Genomic DNA, 23,532 nt, shown 5'->3' with positions numbered 1-23,532 from the left:
CGGACGCGGCCCCACTCGCCCTCCATCGGACCACTGCCCCGTTCGCCGAGCGCGTAACCACGATTTCGGTCAGTACTCTGGGAGATGTCCGATTTGTCCCCTACTCGTGGATGCTGGGCCCCCGCAGCCGGCGGTCCGCGAGAACTCCGGAGGCCCACCGTGGAACTGCTACTCATTCTCGTGATCGTGGCGGCGGTCGCCTTCCTGGTGGTGAGGAGCCGCAACAACCGCGCCGGGCAGACCGCGAACCAGCTCGAGGACGCCAAGGCGGACGCTCGACAGGCCATCGAACGGCTCGGCGGACAGGTGTACAGCCTCACCGGATCCGACACCGCCTCGCAGCAGGCACTCGCCGACGCGTCCGAGCGGTACACCGCTGCCGGCTCCCAGATCGATCAGGCCACGACGCCCGTCCAGGCACGCCTCGCCAAGCAGACGGCACTCGAGGGTCTGTACTACATCCGCGCCGCCCGGACGGCCATGGGCATGGACCCCGGCCCGGAGATTCCGTCGATCGACGGCCAGAAGTCCGCGGGAGCGGTCACCGAGGACCGCGAGGTCGAGTTCGAGGGGCGGCAGGTCGCGGCGTCGCCGAACCCGTCGTCGAAGACACCGAACTACTACCCCGGCGGCCGTGTCGCGGGACGCCCGGTTCCCGCCGGCTGGTACTCGGAGCCGTGGTGGAAGCCCGCCCTCGTGGCAGGCGCGTGGGGCCTCGGTTCGATGTTCCTGTTCTCGGCGATGTTCTCCGGGATGTCCGGAGTGGGGTACGACGCGCAGGGCTTCGAGAGCGGAGCGGGCGACGCGTCCCAGGACACCGGTGACGCGGGCGCGGACGGCGGTGGCGACGGCGGCGACGCAGGCGGCGACGGCGGCGGCGACATGGGCGGGGACGCCGGTGGCGACGGCGGCGGATTCGACTTCGGTGGCGGCGGCGACGGCGGCGGGTTCGACTTCGGTGGCGGGTTCGACTTCTAGCCGGCCGTCAGGAGGGCTGGCAGCTCGGGCACCAGAAGAGGTTGCGGCCCTTCATGACCGAGTGGGCCACCGGGGTCCCGCAGATCCGGCACGGTGACCCCGCCCGCCGGTAGACGTACGTCCGCGGGCGGTCCTTCGCATACGCCGGATCACCGTGATCGTCCTCGGGACGGACGACGTGCATCTTGCCGCGGCGGACCCCGACCTTCATCAGGGCGACGAGGTCGGCCCACAGCGAGTCCCATTCGTCACGGGACAGCGAACGGCCCGGCCGGTCGGGGTTGATGGCGTGCCGGAACAGGACCTCCGCCCGGTACACGTTGCCGATGCCGGCGATCACGGCCTGATCCATCAGCAGCGCCCCGATCGGCGTCTTGGACGCCGAGATGCGTTTCCACGCCTTGTCGGGGTCGGCGTCCTTGCGGAGCGGGTCCGGACCCAGCCGCGCCTCGATGGCGGCGACCTGCGGTGGATGGAGAACCTCACAAGCCGTCGGACCGCGGAGGTCGGTGCCGAATTCGGAGCCAACCATCCGCATCCTGACCTGCCCGACCGGCGGTTCCATGGGAACGGCCGATTCCGTGAACGCTCCGTACAGCCCCAGGTGGACGTGCACGACCAGTCCGGACTCGTAGTGATGCCACAGGTGTTTGCCCCAGGCCTCGGACTTGACGAGAACGCGGCCGTCGACGAGCACCGAGTCCTCGGCGAATCTGCCCTGCGGGCTCAGCACCCGCACCGGCGCACCGGCGAACCGACGTTGGTGTAGCCGGGCCAGCCGGTGCAGAGTGTGACCTTCGGGCAAGGACGATCAGGCCTCGGGCAGGGCCGGGGCCACGCCGGACTTCTCGAACTCGGACAGGATGTCGATGCGGCGCTGGTGGCGCTCCTCGTTCGACCACTCGGCGGCGAGGAACGCGTCCACGATCGCGAGGGACTCCTCGAGCGAGTGCATGCGCCCGCCGAGGCCGATCAGCTGAGCGTTGTTGTGCTGGCGGGCCAGCTGCGCGGTCTCGACGCTCCACGCCAGGGCGCATCGCGCACCCTTCACCTTGTTCGCGGCGATCTGCTCGCCGTTGCCGCTGCCGCCCAGCACGATCCCGAGGCTGCCCTCGTCGGCGACGACGCGACGGGCCGTCTCGATGCAGAAGGCGGGGTAGTCGTCGAGGGCGTCGTAGACGTGAGCGCCGCAGTCGACGGTCTCGTGGCCCGCGGCCTTCAGGTGTTCGATGATCTCGTTCTTACGTTCGAATCCGGCATGGTCGGCACCCAGGTATACGCGCATGACTGGTGATTCTGTCAGGCGTCCTCGCGAATCGTGTCAGGGGCCCGGGACGCTTATCGTGATCAGCATGTATCCCGACAACGGACAGAACTGGGGACAGCCCTATCCGGGACATCGGCCGGCCCCCGCGCAGCACCGGTGGGGCGGCGAGACGGGATGGAATCCGCCGGTCCCCGTGCCGGGCCTCATGCCGAACGACAGGCCCGCCCGGCACTCGTGGGAGATCCCACTGCTCGTGGTGGCCGTCGTTCTCACCGTCGTCGCCTACGTGGTGGCGATCGCGGCGCTCTTCCTGGGCGTGGTGTCCACGTGGGTGCTCATCGTGCTGGTCGCGCCGATCCTCATCGCCGTCGGCCGCGGCCAGCTCTACGGTTCGCAGCAGGTGAACGGGATCAAGATGACGCCCACCCAGTTCCCCGACGGGTACCGGATGGTGGCCGAAGCGGCCGCACGGTTCGGGATGACCGAACCGCCCGACGCCTACGTCGTGCTCGGGAACGGCCGGATCAACGCGTTCGCGTCCGGCCACGGCTTCCGCCGCTTCGTCGTCGTGTACAGCGATCTGTTCGAGATCGGCGGCGAGGCCCGCGAGCCCGACGCCCTCGCCTTCATCATCGGCCACGAGGTCGGTCACATCGCGGCCGGTCACGCCTCCTACTGGCGGCAACTGGGACAGTTCGCCGCCAACTACATTCCTGTCGTCGGGTCGGCCCTGTTCCGATCGATGGAATACACCGCAGACAACCACGGCTACTGCGTCCGGCCGCAGGGCGCCCGCGGCGCGATGGGCGTTCTCGGTGCCGGCAAGTATCTCGTGAGCATCGTCGGATTCGACGAACTCGCCGACCGGGCCACCACCGAACGCGGATTCTTCCCGTGGTTCGTGAATCTGCTGTCGGGACATCCGGTGCTCACCTGGCGCGCCGCCGCCCTGCGGAACAGGACCCGGCACGGTCACCTGTTCGTGAAACCCGGCCAGATCTACCGCGACCCGCAGCAACTGCAGTACGCGGCCGACCCGGCCGGGCCCGTCACTCGGTGACCGCACCCGGGACCGGGCTCAGTCGAACTGAGGATCCTCGGTGCGGGTGCGCTTGAGCTCGAAGAAATGCGGGTAGCCGGCCAGCGCGACCGCACCGTCCCACACCTTGCCCGCGTCCTCGCCGCGGGGGATGCGCGACAGGACCGGGCCGAAGAAGGCGACACCGTTGACGTGGATGGTCGGGGTTCCGACATCGGGTCCCACGGCGTCCATGCCTGCGGCGTGACTCTCACGCAGTGCGGCGTCGTACTCCTCCGATTCGGCGGCCTCGGCCAGTTCGGCCGGCAGCCCGACCTCGGCGAGCGACTTGACGATCACGTCGCCGAAGTCCTTGTTGCCCTCGTTGTGGATGAGCGTCCCCATCGCGGTGTACAGCGGCAGCAGGATCTCGTCGCCGTGCTTCTGCGCGGCCGCGATCAGCACCCGCACCGGACCCCACGCCTTGGTCATGAGCTCGCGGTATTCCTCCGGCAGATCCCGGCCCTCGTTGAGGACGGCCAGGCTCATCACGTGGAAGTTCGCATCCAGGTCCCGCACCTGCGCGGCCTCGAGGATCCATCGCGAGGTGATCCAGCACCACGGGCACAGTGGGTCGAACCAGAAATCAGCGACGTCCTTTGCGGTCCCGGCGTTCGTCCCAGCACTCACGTGTTGCTCCTTCTCGGTGATGTACACATTCCCGTCCAGTCAACACCTCCCTGCCGGGAATCCTTCCCGGAGACCCTGCTCGCGGCAGTAGGGTCGAAAGTGGTCGACCGGAAGGGAGCATCCTCACATGTCCTCCACTCGCACGTTCGTCGTCGTCGGCGGCGGCCTCGCCGGAGCGAAGACGGCAGAAGCATTGCGTGACAAGGATTTCGACGGATCGATCGTCCTGCTGTCGGAAGAGGAACATCTACCCTACGAGCGGCCTCCGCTGTCGAAGGAACACTTCGCCGGGAAGAAGGCGCTCGGCGACTTCACCGTCCACCACGGTGACTGGTATCGCGACCATCACGTGGACCTGCGACTCGGCACCACCGCCACCGCCCTCGATATCACCGCCCACACCGTGACGCTGCCGGACGGGTCCACGCTGGGATACGACAAGCTCGCACTCGCCACCGGTTCACGCTCACGCCGCCCACCGATCTCCGGTTCCGACGCCGAGGGCGTCCACTACCTCCGCACCATCGACGAATCGGACAAGCTCATCGTCGCGGTCGCCGGTGGCCGACGACTGGTGGTGATCGGCGCCGGCTGGATCGGCCTCGAGGTGGGAGCCTCCGCACGGGAGAAGGGCGCCGACGTGACGGTGGTGGAAGCCGCCGAAGTTCCCCTCCTCGGCTCCCTCGGCCCCGAGATCGGCTCGGTCTTCGCCGAACTCCACCGCGAGCACGGCGTACAACTGCATCTCGGCGCCACGGTCGAGGAGATCGTCGTCGAGGACGGCAAGGCCACCGGGGTTCGGCTGGGCGACGGCACCGTCCTGCCCGCCGACGCCGTCCTCGTCGCCGTCGGCGCGGCACCCAACATCGAGATCGCAGAACGGGCCGGACTCGACGTCGACGGCGGGATCCTCGTCGACGCCGGGTTGCAGACCAGCGACCCCGACGTCGTCGCGGTGGGCGACATCGCGGCGCAGTGGCATCCGCAACTCGGCACCCGAATCCGGGTCGAGCACTGGGCGAACGCGCTCAACCAGCCGGCCGTGGCCGCCGCCACCATGCTCGGGCACGCGGCCGAATACGGGAATCTGCCCTACTTCTTCACCGACCAGTTCGATCTGGGCATGGAGTACGTGGGGTACGCCCCGCACGATTCGTATGACCGGGTGGTCGTACGTGGCGATTTCGCCGCACGCGAGTTCGTGGCCTTCTGGCTCGACGCCGACAACCACGTCCTCGCGGGCATGAACGTCAACATCTGGGATGTCACCGATCAGATCAAGCAACTGGTGTCCTCGTCCGCCTCGATCGATCCCGACCGCCTGGCCGACCCCGCGGTGCCGTTGACCGACCTGTCCGGTTAACACCCCGGTCCCACTCGTGATGGGATGGCAGCATCGAGTACGAGCACCGCCGCCGATCACGAGGAGACCTCTGTGGCCCCACCGAACCTGACCCGCGAACAGGCAGCCGAACGAGCCGGACTGCTGACCGTCGACAATTATCTGATCGAACTCGACCTCACCGACGGGACAGGTCAGCCCGGAGTCGAGACCTTCTCCTCCCGCACCACCGTCACGTTCGGGGCCACCCCTGGCGCATCCACGTTCGTCGACATCGTTGCGGCCCGTGTGCATTCGGCCACGCTGAACGGCTCCCCCGTCGACGTGTCGGATTACGACGAGTCCACCGGCATCACACTCACCGAACTCGCGGACCGCAACGAACTGGTGGTCGAGGCCGACTGCGCGTACTCGCACACCGGTGAAGGGCTACACCGGTTCGTGGACCCGACCGACGGTGCGGTGTATCTGTACTCGCAGTTCGAGACCGCCGACGCCAAGCGCATGTTCGCCTGCTTCGATCAGCCCGACCTGAAGGCGACGTTCGACGTGCACGTCACGTCCCCCGCCGACTGGAAGGTGATCTCCAACTCGGCGACCGTCGAGACGGTGGCGCCGGAACCCGGCCGCCACATCTTCCGCACCACACCGAAGATGAGCACCTACCTCGTCGCGCTCATCGCGGGCCCGTACGCGGAGTGGACCGACAACTACTCCGACGAGCACGGCGACATCCCGCTCGCGATCTACTGCCGCGCCTCCCTCGGGAAGCACATGGACTCCGAGCGCCTGTTCACGGAAACCAAGCAGGGCTTCGAGTTCTACCACCGCAATTTCGGCACCCCCTACGCGTTCGGGAAGTACGACCAGCTGTTCGTCCCCGAATTCAACGCGGGCGCAATGGAGAACGCCGGTGCCGTGACGTTCCTCGAGGACTACGTCTTCCGGTCCAAGGTCACGCGGGCGTCGTACGAGCGGCGCGCGGAGACCGTGCTGCACGAGATGGCGCACATGTGGTTCGGCGACCTCGTCACCATGCGCTGGTGGGACGACCTGTGGCTCAACGAGTCCTTCGCGACGTTCGCCTCCGTGCTCTGCCAGAGCGAGGCCACCGAATACACCAACGCCTGGACCACGTTCGCCAACGTCGAGAAGTCGTGGGCGTACCGGCAGGATCAGCTGCCGTCCACCCACCCCATCGCCGCCGACATCCCGGACCTCGCCGCGGTCGAGGTGAATTTCGACGGCATCACGTACGCGAAGGGCGCCTCCGTCCTCAAGCAGCTCGTCGCGTACGTCGGGCTCGACCCCTTCCTGTCCGGCCTGCGGGACTACTTCCGCGACCACGCCTTCGACAACGCCACGTTCGACGACCTCCTCGGCGCACTCGAGAAGTCCTCGGGCCGCGATCTGTCCGACTGGGGAGCCCAGTGGCTCAAGACCACCGGGCTCAACATCCTGCGCCCCGACTTCGATGTCGACGCGGACGGCAAGTTCACCCGGTTCGCCGTCCTGCAGGCCGGCGCCGCCCCGGGTGCCGGGGAGCGACGGGTGCACCGCATCGCCGTCGGCGTGTACGACGACCGGGACGGCAAACTCGTGCGCACGAAGCGGGTGGAACTCGACCTCGACGCCACCGAACGCACCGACGTCACCGAACTCGTCGACGTCGAGCGCGGACAGCTGATCCTCGTCAACGACGACGACCTCACGTACTGCTCGCTGCGACTCGATCCCGATTCGCTCGCCACCGCCATCGACCGCATCGGCGACATCGACGAGCCGCTCCCCCGCACCCTGGTGTGGTCGGCGGCGTGGGAGATGACGCGTCAGGCCGAACTCAAGGCGCGGGACTTCGTCGCCCTCGTGCAGCGCGGCGTCGGCGCCGAAACGGAGGTCGGCGTCGTCCAGCGGCTGCTGATGCAGGCCCAGACGGCGCTGCACAGCTACGCCGAACCCGCGTGGGCCAAGGAACACGGCTGGCCGGACTTCGCGAACCGGCTCCTCGAACTGGCGCGGGAAGCCGAGCCGGGTTCGGATCATCAGCTGGCGTTCGTCAACGCGCTGGCGGGGGCGCAACTGTCGGCGTGGCACACCGAGGTGCTGCAGGAACTGCTCGACGCCGCACCCGAGACGGTCGGGCTTCCGGGGCTCGTCGTCGACACGGACCTGCGCTGGCGTCTCGTCACCGCACTCGCAGGGGCCGGTGAGATCGACGCCGAGGGCATCGAGACGCCGTTCATCGACGCCGAAGCCGAACGCGACCCCACCGCGGCAGGTGCCCGCAACGCCGCCGCCGCGGCCACCGTCCGCCCGCAGGCCGCGGTGAAGGAACAGGCCTGGAACCGGGTGGTCGGCGACGATTCCGTGCCGAACATCACCGCCCGCTCCATCATCGGCGCCTTCGCCGGTCACGGCCAGTCCGACATCCTCGCACCGTACGTAGCCCGCTACTTCGCGGACATTCCCGCGGTGTGGGAGCGACGGTCGAGCGAGGTCGCGCAGACCGTCGTGGTGGGTCTGTACCCGTCGTGGTCGATCAGCGAGGAATCCGTGGCGGCAGCCGACGCATTCCTGGCCGGCGACCACCCGCCGGCCCTGCGCCGCCTGGTGGTCGAGGGCCGCGCCGGGATCGTCCGGTCGCTGGCCGCCCGGAAGTTCGACGCGAGCTGATCGGTGCCGATCCTGCCGGCCTAGTCCGGCAGGATCGGCACGGTCACACCCTGATCCCGGCCCAGCAGCACCGCGCGGGTGACCGCCGAGGAACCGAAGCGGTCGCGGAGGCTGTCGAGCGTGCTGTCGAGGGTGCTGCTCGTGTACGGGTCGAACGGCAGCGCCAGCTGTTGCGGGCAGTCGTCCTCGAGGTTGGCCACCGCGATTCCCACCAGGGTGATGCCCTTGCGTTCGATCATCGGCATCGCGTTGCTCAGCAGGCCGCGGGCCGTGGTCAGGATCGTCTGCGTCTGCGCCGACGGCTGCGCGAGAGTGTGTGACCGCGTGACCCGGGTGAAGTCGTCGAACCGGAGCCGGAGCACCACCGTGCGCCCCACCCGCTTGCCGCGGCGCAGCCGGCCCGCCACCCGGTCGACCAACGTCACCAGGGCGGCGTCCACGTCCTCCCTCGATGTGGGTCTGCGCCCCAGGGCGTGCTGCGCGCCGACGGATCTCCGCCTGCGCCCCACCTGCACGGGACGCGGGTCGCGTGCCCAGGCGAGCGCGTGGAGGTGGTGGCCCGCCGCGGGTCCGACGATGGTCACGAGCAGCTCTTCGGGATAGTGGGCGAGCTGGCCGACGGTCGCGATTCCGGCGTCACGGAGCTTGCCCGACGTCACCGCCCCGACTCCCCACAGCCTTTCGACCGGCAGCGGATGGAGGAACTCGATCTCGCGGTCCGGCGGCACGTGCAACAGTCCGTCGGGCTTGCCCACCGCGCTGGCGACCTTGGCGAGGAACTTCGTTCTCGCGACGCCGACCGTGATCGGCAACCCCACCTGCTCGCGGACGTCGCGGCGCAGACGCGCCGCGATGTCGACCGGCGCGCCCGCGATCTTGCGGAGACCGGCGACGTCGAGGAAGGCCTCGTCGATCGACAGCCCCTCGACCAGCGGCGTCGTCCGGCCGAAGACCTCGAACACCGCCTTGCTCGCGGCCGCATACGCCGACATTCGGGGGCGCACCACGACGGCGTGCGGGCACAGGCGCAGCGCCTGCGCACCGCTACTGGCCGTGCGCACCCCGTAGGCCTTCGCCTCGTAGCTCGCCGCCAGCACGACGCCGCCGCCGACGATCACCGGACGACCTCGCAGTGAGGGGTCGTCCCGCTGCTCCACCGAAGCGTAGAACGCGTCGAGGTCGGCGTGCAGGATGGTCGCCTCGGCGCCACTCGAGATGCGGGGGCGCGGCGAATCGGACACGAACATATGTTCGCATCGACCACCGACAGAAGTCGAGGGTCGTCAGACCGACAACAGCGTTCGCAGTGCGGTGGGTGTCTCGCCGAGGTGAGCCCGGATGGTCCTGGTCATGTGCGCCTGATCCGAGAATCCCAGGTCGGCGGCGAGACCGGCGAGGTCCCGGTCGCCGTTCTCGATCCGCTCGAGCGCCCGTCCGACCCGAACCCTGTTGCGGTACCTGGTGAGCGAGACGCCCATGACGGCACTGAACGCACGACTGAGCGCGAACGGTGATATGCCGAACCGTTCGGCGAGCGGTATCAGTCCGTCCGCACCGGGCTCGTCGTCGAGGACCGCCGCGCGGGCGGCGGCGGCCACCGCGTCGTCCGGCAGGCCGCCGCGCCGGTGTGCACACGACCGTCCCCGCGATGCGGCGAGCGCGGCGACCGCAACGAGCCGGACCACCTGCTCGGCGAGGGCGAAGTGGACGTCGCCGGTCCGGCCGGCACGGAGCAGGCGTCGATGAAGAAGATCGACGCGAGCATCGACGTACACGTCCGAACGGCCGAGCGTCCAGCGCTCACCGGCGACCGCACGCCAGAGCTCGGGCCGGACACTGATCGACGTGCACCGGTCGCCCCCGGCGGGGTGCGCGAATTGTTCCACCTCGCCCGGTGTTCCGACGTACGCGACGGTCGGGTCGGCCATCGACTCGTGTCTGCCGATCCGGCGCAGGAATCGGCCGCCGCGGACGAGCACGATCCGATGATCGTCCCGCACCTCCACGCCCGACCAGCCCGGGTGCACGGCGCAGCAGTCCACCGCCCAGACGTTCACGCCCGGCAGACGTGCGACCTCGCTCACCGCCACAACCGGGACGCTACCCGCGGGGCCCGACATCTTCCCGCACATGCGGTGGCCTGCAAGAATCTTCAATCCTCACGGCATTCCCCGCGGCAGGCTGCAGTCATGTCATACATCTACGAGTCCACCCACATCGATGTCACACCCGTTGCCGCGTGGGACGCTCTGCGCGACTGGGGTGCGCTGCACACGCGGCTCGCCGCAGGTTTCGTCACCGCTTCGGTGATCGACCGGGGTGACCGGGTCATCACGTTCTTCGACGGTTCCGTCGTCCGAGAGCGCCTCGTCTCGTGCGACGAGGATGCGCGCCGCCTGGCCTGGTCGATCGTCGACGGCCCCTACCTGCATCACCATGCGTCCGCCCAGGTGAGCGACGACGGCACGGGCGCGACCGTGTTCGTCTGGATCGCGGACATCCTGCCCGCGACTCTCGCGGGCCGGACCGCGCAGATGATGGAACTCGGCATCGACGCCGTCCGGCGGACCCTCGAAAGCGCCGACCGCGTCGTCGACACCCGGTGAGACACCGACGGCCCGATCCGGTTCAGGAGGACTGAGCCGGATCGGGCCGCGCGGACGCTGATCGTCTGTGGAGGTTCTACGGCGAGGCGATTGCCGCGCTCATCACGCGGATGGCACTCACGAGACCGTCGATGAGGTCTCCGTCGCCGAACGACGACACCGCGGCGGTGGCGCCGAGCTGGGCGACCCGGTCGGTGACTCGGTTCGCCACGGCCCGGCCGCTGCGGATCTCGACCGTCCGCTGGTTGGGCGAGACCGCGATGAGCACGGACCGTTCCGCCTCGGGCGTCGTCGGGAACAGCGCGTCGGCGCCGGCCGCGGTGTCGTCGCCGAGGTCGCCGATGTACGCGTTGAAGCGCACCTTCGTCTTGCGGGTGCCTTCCGTGAGGGCATCGTCGAGGCGGACGAGTTCGTCCGTCGTGAACGGCAGGTCGTCGGTGAACGGCTCACCGACGCGGTGCACGCCCGAGATGCGACCACTGGAGGTCACGACGCTGCCGACAGGCAGATTGTCCGCGGATACCGCGGACGCGGGAATCAGGTCACCACTTGCCACTTGCCGAGCCTCCAATCAGGTCTGCCGAACCGGCGTGCGCGCCGTGATGACCGCCGTGATGACCGTGCGTGGTCACCTCGTCGACGGCGCTCCACAGCACCGGCGCGTGCGTCCATTCCTCACCGAGGTGGAACGCGGGCGGCACGGGGCCCGGCGTCTTCTTGCCGACGAACGACATCCCCGCGAAGAAGGCGGTGATCAACGCCGGAATTCCTACGAATATCAGCACTGTCTCGAGAATGCTCACAACGCAAACGGTAGCCCAGAACCGTGCGAGGGGAAGCGTCAGGGCCGAACTTCGCGAAGGGGACGCGCGGAACGCTCAGGCGGCGCCTTCACCGAGGTAGGGCATCCACGACGGGTGCAGGTCCTTGGTGGAAGCCAGCAGTCGCCAGTGCGGACCCGACGGAGGCACCAGGGCGGCCCTGAGCGTCCAGCCGAGTTCGCTCAGCAACTTGTCTGCCTTGCGGTGGTTGCAGGGCGCGCAGCAGGCCACGCAGTTCTCCCAGGAATGCCCGCCGCCGCGACTGCGGGGAACCACGTGATCGACGGTCTCGGCCTTGGCGCCGCAGTAGGCGCACCGGAACCGGTCTCGGTGCATGAGGGCCGCGCGGGTCATCGGAACGCGAGCGCGGTACGGCACGCGGACGTAGTTCCGGAGGCGGATCACGGACGGAACCTGCACGGACCACTGCTCGGAGTGGACGACCGGGGCCTGGGGATCCTCGTGGACGGTATCGGCCTTACCGCAGGTCATCAACACCACGGCACGGCGGGCAGGAAGGGCGGTGAGCGGCTCGTAGGTGACATTCAGGAGAAGCACCCGGCGCTTGATCCAGAGCGGAACCGCATTCTCGCCCGGGAAAGAAGGCTCTGCGCTGTGCGCGGAGCCTTCGGTGATCACTTGTAAAGCAAACGCCCCTGAAACCCCGGCACTCCGGGCATCAGTGGGCACGAGTTGTCGGTGCGCGCGGGCGCTGTGTCGATTCTTCATGCGACCTCCGGGAGATTGCCACCAAGTGCACCATGAATTGCCTGCTCGTGCACGTCCATTTCCGACAAAAATGCAGGACATTCGGTGAACAGACGGTGACGAAGACCGTTCGCGCCCGCACGTGCACAATGGAAGGCGCCATGACTGACGTGCAGCAGACCTTCTATGAGGCGGTGGGCGGAGCGGAGACGTTCCGCAAACTCACCGCGCGCTTCTACGAGGAAGTCGCCAAGGACGACATCGTCCGGCCCCTCTACCCCGAGGAAGACCTGGGCCCGGCCGAGCGCCGGATGCGGATGTTCCTCGAGCAGTACTGGGGCGGACCGCACACCTATTCGGACGAGCGCGGCCACCCACGACTGCGGATGCGTCACCAGCCGTTCAAGATCGGCCCGATCGAGCGGGACGCCTGGCTCCGGTGCATGCACACGGCCATCGCGTCGATCGACACCGGCACCCTCGACGACGCCCACCGCAAGGCCCTCTCCGAGTACATGGACATGGCCGCGGCGTCGATGGTGAACTCCGCCTTCTGAAACCGCCCCGCCCCGATTACGCCGGTCGAGTCGTGGTGCGGGCGATCGTTTGGCACGATGGGCGTTTGTGAGCACTCCCGCCGAAACGTCCGCCGACGACACACAGCCGGCACCCTGGTGGTCCGACGCCGTCTTCTACCAGATCTATCCCCGCTCGTTCGCCGACGCGAACGGTGACGGTGTCGGCGACCTCCACGGAGTGCGGGACAAGCTGGGATACCTCGAACTGCTCGGTGTCGACGCCCTCTGGCTGAGCCCGGTCATGCGCTCCCCGATGGCCGATCACGGTTACGACGTGTCCGATTCCCGCGACATCGACCCACTGTTCGGTGACCTCGCGACGATGGACGCACTGATCGAGGCCGCGCACGCGCGCCAGATCAAGGTGACGATGGACCTGGTGCCCAATCACACCAGCGTCGAGCACGAATGGTTCCGCGCCGCCTTGGCGTCGCCGCCGGGCAGTCCCGAACGGAACCGGTACATCTTCCGCGACGGTCGCGGTGAGGACGGCGCGGAGCCGCCCAACAACTGGCCGAGCATCTTCGGTGGTCCGGCGTGGACGCGGATCACCGAGACCGACGGCAAGCCCGGCCAGTGGTACCTGCACATCTTCGCGACGGAGCAGCCCGACCTGAACTGGGACAACCCGGAGGTCGTCGAGGATCTCACGAAGACGCTCCGGTTCTGGCTGGACCGCGGCGTCGACGGATTCCGCATCGATGTCGCGCACGGCATGGCGAAGCCGGAAGGTCTGCCGGACCACGACTGGTCCGCCAACGAACTGCTGCAGAACTCGGACGACGATCCGCGGTTCGACAACCCCGCGGTCCACGACATCCACCGCGGCATCCGCAAGGTCCTCGACGAGTACCCGGGCACGATGGCCGTCGGGGAGATCTGGGTTCGCGACAACGAACGCTTCGGGGAGTACATCCGGCCCGACGAACTGCACCTCGGGTTCAACTTCCGGCTGGCCGAGGCCGAGTTCTCGGCGGAGACGGTGCGGGAGGCGATCGAGAACTCCCTGACCGCAGTCGACCAGGTGGGCGGGACACCCACCTGGACCCTGTCGAACCACGACGTCGAACGGGAAGTCACCCGGTACGGCGGCGGCGAGATCGGCACGGCTCGCGCCCGGGCGATGATCCTCGTCGAATTGGCGCTGCCGGGTGCGGCGTTCCTGTACAACGGCGCCGAACTCGGCCTGCCCAACGTCGACCTCCCCGATTCGGTGTTGCAGGACCCTGTGTGGGAACGGTCCGGTCACACCGAACGCGGCCGCGACGGCTGCCGTGTGCCCGTGCCGTGGGAGGGCACCGAACCACCGTTCGGGTTCAGCACCGGCGAGCCCTGGCTGCCGATGCCCCCCGCGTGGGCGGACCTCACCGTCGAGGCGCAACTCGAGGACGTCACGTCGACGCTCTCGCTGTACCGGGCCGCACTCGAACTGCGCTCGTTCCGCCCGGAGTTCTCCGGTCCGGGAGTCGACTGGTACGGAAGCCCCGCGGGCTGCTTCGCGTTCCGCAGGCGCGGCGGGCTGATCTGCGCTCTCAACGCCACCGACGCGCCGATCTCACTGCCACCCGGTGAGGTGCTGCTCAGCAGCGCGCCGCTCGTCGAGGGGCAGCTCCCACCGAACGCGGCTGCGTGGCTCATCTGACCCGCACTCCCGCAGTCGCGGCGGTCGTCGCAGCATCGATCCTGTTCGCCACGACGGGAACCGCGCAGGCTCTTGCATCCCGCGCCCTCGGATACGACCTCGACCCGCTGACTGTCGGCTCGGCCCGGGTCGTGGCCGCGGGTGCGCTCCTCGCGGCGTTCGCGGCGCTGCGTGGCGGGCTCGGCTTCGGTGGCGGTGCCGGGATTCGCCGGTACGTGCCCGCCGTGTGGGGCGGGATCGGGGTCGCGGCCTACCAACTCGGATTCTTCAGCGGTGTGCAGAGCGCCGGGGTGGCGGCAGGAACCATGATCGCGCTGGGTTCGGGCCCCGCATTCACCGGCGCACTGCAGTGGGCGGTGCACCGGCACCGTCCCGGCCCGGTGTGGGCCGTGTCCACCGTCATCGCCGTCGCCGGAATGGCGTTGATCGTGGCGGGCACGACCGGCGGCTCCGACTCGTCCGGGATCCTGGCGGGCGCACTGCCTGCACTGATCGCCGGTTTCGGGTACGCCACCTACACGGTTGCCGGGTCGTCGCTGCTCGCGGCGGGTGCGAGCCCCGAGGCGGCGATGGGACAGATGTTCGGTCTCGGTGGACTGTTCCTGATCCCCGTGCTCGTCGCGACCTGGCCCGGCGGCCTCGATACCGGGGCGGGCGCTGCGGCCGCGGTGTATCTGGCGATCGTCCCGACCGTGCTGGCGTATCTGCTGTTCGCCGCCGGACTGCGGCGGCTCCCACCGGCAACGGTTGCGACGCTCACACTCACCGAACCGGTGGTCGCGGCACTGCTCGGGACCGCGGTGCTCGGCGAGCAGTTGACCCTGGTCGCGGCGCTGGGCATGGCGGCCGTCGTCGCGTCGCTCGCCGTTCTGGCAACCAGCACGCTGCGGTCCGGCTGACGGCGCGCTACCGCGCCACCGACAACGGAATCCCTCCCCCGCGGTGCCGGTAGATCGACCCGAACCGGGCGTCCACCCGCAGCCACGACGCGGTGGCACGCACCCGGACCAGCTCGGAAGCGTCGATGCGCTCGAGGTCGATGTCGGCGGTCAGCCGATCCGAGCCCGCGTGCGGAACGAACCCCATCGCGGTGAGGGCGAAGACCACCCGCATCGGGATGCCGACCGCCTGCTCCGCGCCCTCCACCTGCAGCACTTCCTGGTCGAGGAGCGATGCGGGCGGCCCCTGGCTGCTGCCGTGCTCCTGCGCCAGGGCCGCACCGCGCTGCGCGAGGTCGACCAGGACACGCGCCGGGACGTCGTCGACGTGAACGAAGCCCTCCGTCGGAGGCAGAGCGCCCCGCCACGCCGAATCCATCGAGAATCCCGGATCGATGTCGGCTGCAGTCGTCGCTTCGAGCGCGGCGAGCAGTTGGTCGCCGGCGGCCGACGTGTCGTCCGGGGTGATGGTCCCCGCGACCGTGCGCACCGCCAGCGCGTCGAAACCGGTTGCCGCCCAGATCGTCAGGCGGCCGGGTCCGCGTTGACGGAGGCGGACCACCGTCGACTCGTCCAACCGGACCACCCGCGTGAGGAACGTGGCGAGATCACCGCGCTCCGTGGCGTCCGGGATCGACAGGACACGCTCATACACGCTGCCAGCTCTCCAGGTACGCACGCTCGACGTCGGTGATTCTGCGCAGGCGCTGGGTGTCGATGTCGAACGCCGCGATCTGCGTCGAGGCGATGATGGACGGCGCGACCGAGACGTCGACGCCCTTCGGGCGGACCTCGTAGTTGATCGTGAAATCGACCGCACGAACCTTCTCCACCCACATCAGGACGTCGAGCGGTGAATCGCTGTGCCGGAGTTGCCCCCGGTAGCGCACATGGAGGTCGGCGATGACCGCGCCGTCACGCAACGTGACAGTGGGGCGATCGTCCTCGAACAGCCAGGGAATCCGCGCCTCCTCCAGCAACGTCACCATCCGTGCGTGGTTGATGTGCTGGAAGACGTCCATGTCCGACCATCGAACTTCGACCTCCGCGTGAAAGCCCTCGCTCAACGTCATACCTCCGATCGGGTGCCCATACCTCGCACCATGCTGCGTACCTGACGCGCCGCCACCGAGAGCGTCGCGAGGTCAAGGGTCCCAGACTCGAAAATTTCGGTGAGAGCGGACCTCGCCCTGGCCAGCCGGGACGCGTTCGTCGACTCCCAGTCGTCGATCTTCTCCTGCGGCGTCTCGTGAGGTTCACCACCCAGGAGCACTTCCATCGTGAGCTGACGCAGCGAACTGTAGAGGTCGTCACGCAACGCGAGGCGGGCCAGCGAATGCCAGCGGTCACCCCGCGCGAGGGTGGACACGGCGCTCAGCAGCCAGTCGATGCCGAGGTGCGCGTCGAGTTCGTAGTACAGCTCGGCGACCTCGTCGATGTCGCGTTCGGCGATGTCCGCGATGTCGCTGATGTCGAGCAGACAGAACTTGTCCAGAAGCCGGAACACCTCGAACGCGAGGTCCTCGGGCGCCCCGCGGTCGACGAGCGGCCGCGCCCGCGTCTCCACGTCGGCGAGCTGATGTCCCCGCACGAGCTGCGGCACCCTCGGCGAGAGTGCACGGAAGTCGGACGAGTACCGGGCGATCTCGGCGCCCACGGCGAGGGGCTGAGGCCGGTTGGTCAGGAACCAGCGGGACGCGCGGTCGAGGACCCGGCCGGACTCGAGGATCAGGTCGTCCTCGATGTCGGCCGCGATGTTCGCCGACCGGATCCTCGACCACAGGTCGGGCAGGGCGAAGATCTCGGTGACCGCCGCGTAGGCGCGGATGGCGTCTGTGCTGCTCGCACCCGCCTCGTCCGCCAATCTGTATGCGAAGGTGATGCCGCCGTTGTCGATGGTCTCGTTCGCGAGCATCGTCGCCACGATCTGCCTGCGCAGAGGATGCGCCTTGATCGCGGTGCGGAACCGCTTGCGCAACACTGTCGGGAAGTACCGCGGCAGCCGCGGCGCGAACGTCTCGCTGTCGGGCAGGTCCGTCGCGAGGAGGTCGTCCTTGAGCGAGAGTTTCACATGCGCGGTGAGGGTCGCGAGCTCCGGAGACGTCAGACCCTGACCGGCCTGCCTGCGTCGGGCGATCTCCTCGTCGGTGGGCAGGGCCTCGAGCTTCCGGTCGAGTCCGCGACGCGACGCCAGGTGCTCGATCTGGCGGCGATGCACGCTCAGCATCGGAACCGCGCTGGTCCGGGAGACACCGAGGAGATCGTTCTGCGCGATGTTGTTCGCGAGTACGAGCTGGGCCACCTCGTCGGTCATCGACGCCAGCAGAGGATTGCGTTCCTCCCGCGGCAGCCCGCCGCTGCTCACCAGCGAGTCCAGCAGGATCTTGATGTTGACCTCGTGATCGGAGCAGTCGACGCCCGCGGAGTTGTCGATCGCGTCGGTGTTGATCCGGCCACCGTTCTGGCTGTACTCGATCCGGCCGAGCGCCGTCACCCCGAGGTTGCCGCCCTCGCCCACCACCTTCGCCCGCACCTCGTTGCCGTCGACGCGCACCGAGTCGTTGCTCTTGTCGCCCACCTGCGCGTTGGTCTCGGTGGACGCCTTCACGTACGTGCCGATGCCACCGTTCCACAGCAGATCAACCGGGGCACGCAGGATTGCCCGGACCAGTTCCGGCGGGGAGAGTTCGGTGACGGCGTCGTCGAGTCCGAGCGCAGCGCGCGCGGCGGCACTGATCGGAACCGATTTGCGGGTCCGGTCCCACACTCCCCCGCCCTCGCTGATGAGGCTGGTGTCGTAGTCGGCCCACGACGACCGGGGCAGCGCGAACATCCGGGACCGCTCCGCAAAGGACCTGGCGGCGTCGGGATCGGGGTCGAGGAAGATGTGCCGGTGGTCGAACGCCGCCATCAGCCTGATGTGCCGGCTCAGGAGCATGCCGTTTCCGAACACGTCGCCGCTCATGTCACCGACACCGACCGCCGAGAAATCCTGGGTCTGGGTGTCGACGCCCATCTCCCGGAAGTGCCGTTTCACGCTCTCCCAGGCACCGCGCGCGGTGATGCCCATCCCCTTGTGGTCGTACCCGGCCGACCCACCGGACGCGAACGCGTCGCCGAGCCAGAATTTGTACTGCTCCGCAACAGAATTGGCGAGGTCGGAGAATTTCGCGGTGCCCTTGTCCGCGGCCACGACGAGATACCGGTCGTCGCCGTCGCGCCGCACCACCCGGGGCGGCGGAACGATCTCCCCCGACGCCTGATCGACGTTGTCGGTGAGGTCCAGGAGGCCGCAGATGAACGTGCGGTAGCAGTCCTGGCCCGCCTCGAGAGCGGCCGCGCGGTCGGCCGCCGCGTCGCCCGACGGCGTCGGCGGATTCTTGACGACGAAGCCGCCCTTCGCGCCGACCGGGACGATCACCGCGTTCTTCACGGCCTGCGCCTTCGCCAACCCCAGGATCTCGGTGCGGAAATCCTCACGCCGGTCCGACCAGCGCAGCCCGCCGCGGGCGACGGACCCGAACCGCAGGTGCACACCCTCGACGTCCGGTGAGTACACGAAGATCTCGTACTTCGGGCGGGGCTTCGGAAGTTCCTGGATCGACGTCGGATCGAGCTTGATCGACAGGTATGCAGGCGACTCCCCGGTCTCGCCGACGACGAAGTAGTTGGTGCGCAGCGTCGACTTGATCAGCCCGAACAGACCGCGCAGGATGCGGTCCGCGTCGAGGCTGACCACGGCGTCGATGTACTCCCTCAGGCGGGTGTCGAGTTCGGCCACCAGGTCGGGTGAGGGCGTCTCCGGGTCGAACATCGCCTCGAACAACTCGACGAGGGTGTACGCGGAACGCGGATTCGCCAGCGCAACCCCCTCGATGTGGAACTGACTGTAGGGAAACCCCGCCTGGCGCAGGTACTTTGCGTACGCCCGCAGAATCACGGCCTGCCGCCACGACACTCCCGCCCGCAGGATCAGCTCGTTGAACCGGTCGGCCTCCGCCCGCCCGAACCACACCGCGGTGAAGGCATCGGTGAACCGTTCCTGAAGCTTCGGTGCGGCAACGGATGCCTCCTCGGCGGCGAGTTCGGCGTCCAGGTCGTCCTCCACCGAGGAGCGGAGCAGCTCCGCGGGAACCGACAGCCCGAAATCGTAGATCCAGCACGTCAACCCGTCCGGCCGCGGAATCAGGTACGGCCGTTCGTCGAGCACTTCCACACCCAGGCTCTGCAGCACCGGAAGCACCTGGCTCAGCGAGATGCCTTCCCCGCCCACGTACAGGGTGAATCGCCAGTGCCCGACCTCGGCCCCGGGATCGCGGTACAGCAGCAGGTCGATGGAACCGTCTTCGAGCGCTTCCAGCCTCGCGAGATCCGACAACGCGCGCGTGGCGTCGAAATCCTCCTTGTACCCCTCGGGCAGGACGGCGGCATAACGCTGCGCCAGAACGGGATCCACGCCGGTGGTCACCGGGAGTAGGTCACCGAGATGGTCGTCCCAGCTGCGGCTCGCGTCGGCCAGCATGGCCTGGACCCGTTCCCGGTCGGCGTCCGAGAGGTCGAGCCGCGACCCCATCTGTTCGGCGCTCTTGCGGATCGTCACGTGCAGCAACGCCAGGTCGGACTCCGTGACGCGCGCGGTGTATTCCAATGTGCCGCCGCCGAATTCCCGTAGCAGGATGTCCTGCATCGCGAGCCGGACCCGGGTGGTGTACCGATCGCGGGGAAGGTAGATCAGGCAGGAGACGAATCGACCGAGAAAATCCTCGCGCACGAACAGACGCACCTGACGCCGGAGGCCGATGCTGTGCACGGCGGTCACGGTGTCGAACAGGGTGTCCGCGTCGCTCGAGAACAGTTCGGTGCGCGGGAACGACTGGATGACCTCCAGCATCGCCTGCCCCGAATACGAGTTCAACTGGAATCCGGCCCGGTCGATCACCTTGCGCACCCGGCGGGCGATGACGGGAATGTCGAGGACGTTCTCGTGCAGCGCCGTGACGGTGAAGACGCCGAGGAAACGGTGCTCACCGGTGATGTTGCCGGCCTCGTCGAGGATGCTCACGCCGACGAAGAACGGGTAGACCGAGCGGTGCACGGTCGCGGGGAACGAGCCCTGGGTGAGCACGAGCAGGGGGCGGTCGGGGATCTCTGCGGCCGGCGGCAGGCTCAGCGGGCCTTCTGTGACCGTGTCGGAGCGCAGCAGTCCGAGACCGCTGCCCGGCACCACCTGGAGGCTCCGGGCTCCGGAACCGTCCGGCTCCCCCAGTTCGAAGCGGCGGTACCCCAGCGCCGCGTAATTGCCCTGCGACATCCACCGCAGCAGATCGGCGCAGTCCTCCAGGTCGTCCTTCGACACACCGGGACAGGGTGTGGACGTCTCGAGTTCGTCGGCGAGCGACCGCTCGAGCTTGCGCATGATGTCGGTGTCCCGGACTACCTGGCGCACGTCGGCGAGGACGGTGCCGACTTCCTTCTCGAGTGTGTCGAGAACCGCGGAGTCGGCACGCGGATCGAGTTGGACGTGGATCCACGACTCGGGGACGCCGTCCGCGTCGGCGTCCTCGGCCTTGTCTCCCATGAGGATTCCGCGCAGTGCGCCGATCGGATCGCGCCGGACCGAGACGATGGGGTGCACGAATTCGCTGATCCCGATACCGAGGCGGTTCAGCAGCGCGGTGATCGATTCGACGAGCAGCGGCATGTCGTCCGTCACGATCTGCAGTGCCGCACCGAGTTCGCGCCCGTCGCCCGGGCGGTAGACCCGGGTGACCGCGCGTTCCGGCGGACGATGCAGGGCAAGTGTCAGATGCGCGCCGAGCACGGCGTCGGAGGCGCCGTTGACCGCGCTCTCGCTGTCACCGCGATCGACGTGACGGAAATACACGGCTGCGAGAGTCGGCACCTGAGACCGGAGACCCTCGGGCAGATTCCGCGCCCACTCCGCATCTTTCAGTGCTGCCGATTCCGTCATCGGGGCTCACTTCCTCTTCGTTCCGATTGCCGCGGGCAACTCTCTCGACACTAGCCCGCGGCGACGGGAACAGAGGGTGAACTTCGGGCACCCCGCGTGCCGGATCCGTCAGCCGGTGGTCACCGGCGCGAGGTACCTCTCGAGCCCGTCCCGTTCCGCCTCGGACAGCGGACGCGAGCGTTCGGTCTTCACGTCGAACGCGACCAGCAGGGCGTCACCCGTCGCGCAGTGGACCCCGTCGCGGTTCGTGACCACGTGCCGGATCGTGTACGACGAGTTGCCGACATGGAGCACCGACACGTCGATCGTCAGCGGACCGGAGGCATCGGTGACGGGACGGAGGAATTCCACCTCCATCTTGCGCACCACCATGGCCCCCGGCCGGGCTCCCACCGACTCCAGCTCCGAAGACAGGAAATGCACACGTGCTTCCTGCATGTACTCGACGAACCGGGTGTTGTTGACGTGACCCAGCCGGTCGGAGTCGCCCCACCGGACCTGGATCTCGTACGTGAAGACCTTCGACCCCACCAGGTCAGTCCCTCGTGAGCTTGCGGTGCGTCACCCGGTGCGGCCGTGCCGCGTCCGGTCCGAGCCGCTCGACCTTGTTGGCCTCGTAGCCCTCGAAGTTGCCCTCGTACCAGTACCAGGCGGCTTCGTTGTCGCCGAAGCCACCCTCCCACGCGAGGATGTGCGTGCAGGTGCGGTCGAGGAACCAGCGGTCGTGGGAGATCACGACGGCGCAGCCGGGGAACTGCTCGAGGGCGTTCTCCAGCGAACCGAGGGTTTCGACGTCGAGGTCGTTGGTCGGTTCGTCGAGCAGGATCAGGTTTCCGCCCTGCTTGAGCGTCATCGCGAGGTTCAGGCGGTTGCGCTCACCACCGGAGAGGACTCCCGCCGGCTTCTGCTGATCGTGGCCCTTGAACCCGAACGAGCTGATGTAGGCGCGCGACGGCATCTCCGTCTGGCCGACCACGATGTGATCGAGACCGTCGGACACGACCTCCCACACCGTCTTGTCCGGGTCGATGCCCGTGCGGTTCTGGTCGACGTAGCTGAGCTTGACGGTCTGACCGATCTTCACCTCACCGGCGTCCGGCTCCTCCAGCCCGACGATGGTCTTGAACAGCGTCGTCTTACCGACACCGTTGGGTCCGATCACACCGACGATGCCGTTACGGGGCAGGGTGAACGACAGGTCCTTGATCAGAACCCGTCCGTCGAAGCCCTTGTCGAGGCTCGAGACCTCGACCACGACGTCGCCGAGGCGCGGCGGTGCCGGGATCTGGATCTCGTCGAAGTCCAGCTTGCGGGTCTTCTCGGCTTCGTTGGCCATTTCCTCGTAGCGGTCGAGGCGGGCCTTGTTCTTGGCCTGACGGGCCTTCGCGCCCGAGCGGACCCAGGCCAGCTCCTCCTTGAGGCGCTTCTGCAGCTTCTGGTCCTTCTTGCCCTGGACCTCGAGCCTGGCTGCCTTCTGCTCCAGGTAGGTGGAGTAGTTGCCTTCGTAGGGGTACAGGCGGCCGCGGTCGACCTCACAGATCCACTGGGCGACGTGGTCGAGGAAGTACCGGTCGTGGGTGACGGCCAGGATCGCGCCCGGGTAGGCGGCCAGGTGCTGCTCCAGCCACAGGACGCTCTCCGCGTCGAGGTGGTTGGTCGGCTCGTCGAGCAGCAGCAGGTCGGGCTTGCTGAGCAGGAGCTTGCAGAGTGCCACGCGGCGCTTCTCACCACCGGAGAGGTGAGTGACCATCTCCTCCGGCGGCGGACAGCGCAGAGCGTCCATCGCCTGCTCGAGCTGGGAGTCGATCTCCCACGCGTCGGCATGGTCGAGCTTCTCCTGGAGCTCGCCCATCTCCTCCATCAGCTCGTCGGAGTAGTCGGTGGCCATCAGCTCGGCGATCTCGTTGTACCGCTTGAGCTGGACCATGGTTTCACCCATGCCCTCTTCGACGTTCTCGCGGACGGTCTTGGTCTCGTCCAAGTGCGGTTCCTGCATGAGGATCCCGACGGTGGCACCGGGAGCGATGAACGCTTCACCGTTGCCCGGCTGATCCAGCCCCGCCATGATCTTGAGGATGCTGGACTTACCCGCGCCGTTCGGGCCGACCACACCGATCTTGGCGCCGGGGTAGAAGCTCATCGTGACGTCATCGAGGATGACCTTGTCACCGTGCGCCTTGCGCACCTTCTTCATCGTGTAAATGAACTCAGCCATGGGGCCAGCCTAATGGTGAAGTGCGATGAACCCACATCGCGGAGGGTCGAGGACGTGATCGGGGCTTCGCGGGGAGAAGCCGCGG

The 23,532-nt window shown here is 68.2% G+C and carries 21 protein-coding genes; 8 read left to right on the top strand and 13 right to left on the bottom strand.

Translation table 11 applies throughout. The annotated features are described in order from the left end of the window. Window positions 1-159: 159 nt before the first annotated feature. Complete coding sequence (locus OYT95_RS31890) at window positions 160-978, top strand: DUF1542 domain-containing protein (RefSeq protein WP_268790050.1); 819 nt, start codon at window positions 160-162, stop codon at window positions 976-978. A 7-nt stretch (window positions 979-985) separates the two neighbouring features. Here OYT95_RS31890 and OYT95_RS31885 read toward each other — a convergent pair whose 3' ends face one another. Beyond that, window positions 986-1,783, bottom strand: coding sequence for an Fpg/Nei family DNA glycosylase (locus OYT95_RS31885; RefSeq protein WP_268790049.1), 798 nt, complete (start codon window positions 1,781-1,783; stop codon window positions 986-988). A 6-nt stretch (window positions 1,784-1,789) separates the two neighbouring features. Then, window positions 1,790-2,263 (bottom strand): ribose-5-phosphate isomerase, encoded by a 474-nt coding sequence (locus OYT95_RS31880; RefSeq protein WP_012688320.1) that lies wholly within the window; start codon window positions 2,261-2,263, stop codon window positions 1,790-1,792. 58 nt (window positions 2,264-2,321) lie between these two features. Here OYT95_RS31880 and OYT95_RS31875 point away from each other — a divergent pair, with 58 nt between their 5' ends. Further along, entirely contained in the window at window positions 2,322-3,305 is a 984-nt protein-coding gene (locus OYT95_RS31875; RefSeq protein WP_268790048.1) for a M48 family metallopeptidase, read from the top strand. 18 nt (window positions 3,306-3,323) lie between these two features. Here the strand turns inward: OYT95_RS31875 and OYT95_RS31870 are convergent, their stop codons facing one another. Beyond that, window positions 3,324-3,953, bottom strand: coding sequence for a mycothiol-dependent nitroreductase Rv2466c family protein (locus OYT95_RS31870; protein WP_037236505.1), 630 nt, complete (start codon window positions 3,951-3,953; stop codon window positions 3,324-3,326). A 127-nt stretch (window positions 3,954-4,080) separates the two neighbouring features. On the opposite strand from OYT95_RS31870, the gene OYT95_RS31865 reads away from it, so the two are divergent. Beyond that, window positions 4,081-5,316: an NAD(P)/FAD-dependent oxidoreductase gene (locus tag OYT95_RS31865; RefSeq protein WP_268790047.1), complete on the top strand. Its 1,236-nt coding sequence runs from the start codon at window positions 4,081-4,083 to the stop codon at window positions 5,314-5,316. A gap of 72 nt (window positions 5,317-5,388) precedes the next feature. Further along, window positions 5,389-7,968, top strand: coding sequence for an aminopeptidase N (gene pepN / locus OYT95_RS31860; RefSeq protein WP_268790046.1), 2,580 nt, complete (start codon window positions 5,389-5,391; stop codon window positions 7,966-7,968). Between the two features lie 20 nt (window positions 7,969-7,988). On the opposite strand, the gene dinB is transcribed toward pepN, so the two are convergent. Next, window positions 7,989-9,215, bottom strand: a complete 1,227-nt coding sequence (gene dinB / locus OYT95_RS31855; RefSeq protein ID WP_268790045.1) for a DNA polymerase IV — start codon at window positions 9,213-9,215, stop codon at window positions 7,989-7,991. A gap of 36 nt (window positions 9,216-9,251) precedes the next feature. Beyond that, complete coding sequence (locus tag OYT95_RS31850; RefSeq protein WP_268790044.1) at window positions 9,252-10,058, bottom strand: helix-turn-helix domain-containing protein; 807 nt, start codon at window positions 10,056-10,058, stop codon at window positions 9,252-9,254. A gap of 99 nt (window positions 10,059-10,157) precedes the next feature. On the opposite strand from OYT95_RS31850, the gene OYT95_RS31845 reads away from it, so the two are divergent. Further along, window positions 10,158-10,574 carry an SRPBCC family protein gene (locus OYT95_RS31845; protein WP_268790043.1) on the top strand — a complete coding sequence of 139 codons (417 nt, stop codon included), beginning with the start codon at window positions 10,158-10,160 and terminating at the stop codon, window positions 10,572-10,574. A gap of 76 nt (window positions 10,575-10,650) precedes the next feature. Here the strand turns inward: OYT95_RS31845 and OYT95_RS31840 are convergent, their stop codons facing one another. The 3 genes from OYT95_RS31840 to OYT95_RS31830 form a co-directional block, all read right to left on the bottom strand. After that, on the bottom strand, window positions 10,651-11,130 hold the full coding sequence (locus tag OYT95_RS31840) for a DUF5130 domain-containing protein (protein ID WP_005248214.1): 480 nt from the start codon (window positions 11,128-11,130) through the stop codon (window positions 10,651-10,653). Next, complete coding sequence (ctaJ, locus tag OYT95_RS31835; protein ID WP_005248217.1) at window positions 11,117-11,377, bottom strand: aa3-type cytochrome oxidase subunit CtaJ; 261 nt, start codon at window positions 11,375-11,377, stop codon at window positions 11,117-11,119. Before ctaJ ends, OYT95_RS31840 begins: the two co-directional genes overlap by 14 nt. Before the next feature lie 75 nt (window positions 11,378-11,452). After that, entirely contained in the window at window positions 11,453-12,124 is a 672-nt protein-coding gene (locus OYT95_RS31830) for an HNH endonuclease (RefSeq protein WP_200887793.1), read from the bottom strand. 140 nt (window positions 12,125-12,264) lie between these two features. On the opposite strand from OYT95_RS31830, the gene OYT95_RS31825 reads away from it, so the two are divergent. The 3 genes from OYT95_RS31825 (at window position 12,265) to OYT95_RS31815 (ending at window position 15,222) form a co-directional block, all read left to right on the top strand. After that, the gene (locus OYT95_RS31825) at window positions 12,265-12,660 is read left to right on the top strand and encodes a globin (protein WP_005264320.1); all 396 of its coding nucleotides are present in this window, start codon (window positions 12,265-12,267) and stop codon (window positions 12,658-12,660) included. 67 nt (window positions 12,661-12,727) lie between these two features. Continuing rightward, complete coding sequence (locus OYT95_RS31820; protein ID WP_268790042.1) at window positions 12,728-14,323, top strand: glycoside hydrolase family 13 protein; 1,596 nt, start codon at window positions 12,728-12,730, stop codon at window positions 14,321-14,323. Continuing rightward, the gene (locus OYT95_RS31815) at window positions 14,311-15,222 is read left to right on the top strand and encodes a DMT family transporter (RefSeq protein WP_268790041.1); all 912 of its coding nucleotides are present in this window, start codon (window positions 14,311-14,313) and stop codon (window positions 15,220-15,222) included. The genes OYT95_RS31820 and OYT95_RS31815 overlap by 13 nt, the downstream gene beginning before the upstream one ends. 7 nt (window positions 15,223-15,229) lie before the next feature. Here OYT95_RS31815 and OYT95_RS31810 read toward each other — a convergent pair whose 3' ends face one another. The 5 genes from OYT95_RS31810 to ettA form a co-directional block, all read right to left on the bottom strand. Continuing rightward, on the bottom strand, window positions 15,230-15,916 hold the full coding sequence (locus OYT95_RS31810; RefSeq protein ID WP_037236332.1) for a hypothetical protein: 687 nt from the start codon (window positions 15,914-15,916) through the stop codon (window positions 15,230-15,232). Next, the gene (locus OYT95_RS31805) at window positions 15,909-16,334 is read right to left on the bottom strand and encodes an acyl-CoA thioesterase (protein WP_009474093.1); all 426 of its coding nucleotides are present in this window, start codon (window positions 16,332-16,334) and stop codon (window positions 15,909-15,911) included. The genes OYT95_RS31810 and OYT95_RS31805 overlap by 8 nt, the downstream gene beginning before the upstream one ends. Next, window positions 16,331-21,232 carry an NAD-glutamate dehydrogenase gene (locus OYT95_RS31800; protein ID WP_037236335.1) on the bottom strand — a complete coding sequence of 1,634 codons (4,902 nt, stop codon included), beginning with the start codon at window positions 21,230-21,232 and terminating at the stop codon, window positions 16,331-16,333. Before OYT95_RS31800 ends, OYT95_RS31805 begins: the two co-directional genes overlap by 4 nt. A 108-nt stretch (window positions 21,233-21,340) precedes the next feature. Beyond that, window positions 21,341-21,766 (bottom strand): acyl-CoA thioesterase, encoded by a 426-nt coding sequence (locus OYT95_RS31795; RefSeq protein WP_112300608.1) that lies wholly within the window; start codon window positions 21,764-21,766, stop codon window positions 21,341-21,343. Window position 21,767: 1 nt separating this feature from the next. After that, entirely contained in the window at window positions 21,768-23,447 is a 1,680-nt protein-coding gene (ettA, locus tag OYT95_RS31790; protein WP_005264313.1) for an energy-dependent translational throttle protein EttA, read from the bottom strand. Between the last annotated feature and the right edge of the window lie 85 nt (window positions 23,448-23,532).

The sequence above is a fragment of the Rhodococcus sp. JS3073 genome, from assembly GCF_026810085.1.
Taxonomy (GTDB): domain Bacteria; phylum Actinomycetota; class Actinomycetes; order Mycobacteriales; family Mycobacteriaceae; genus Rhodococcus_F; species Rhodococcus_F wratislaviensis.
Note: the sequence above shows the minus strand (reverse complement) of the source record. Positions and strands in the feature narration are given on the sequence as shown.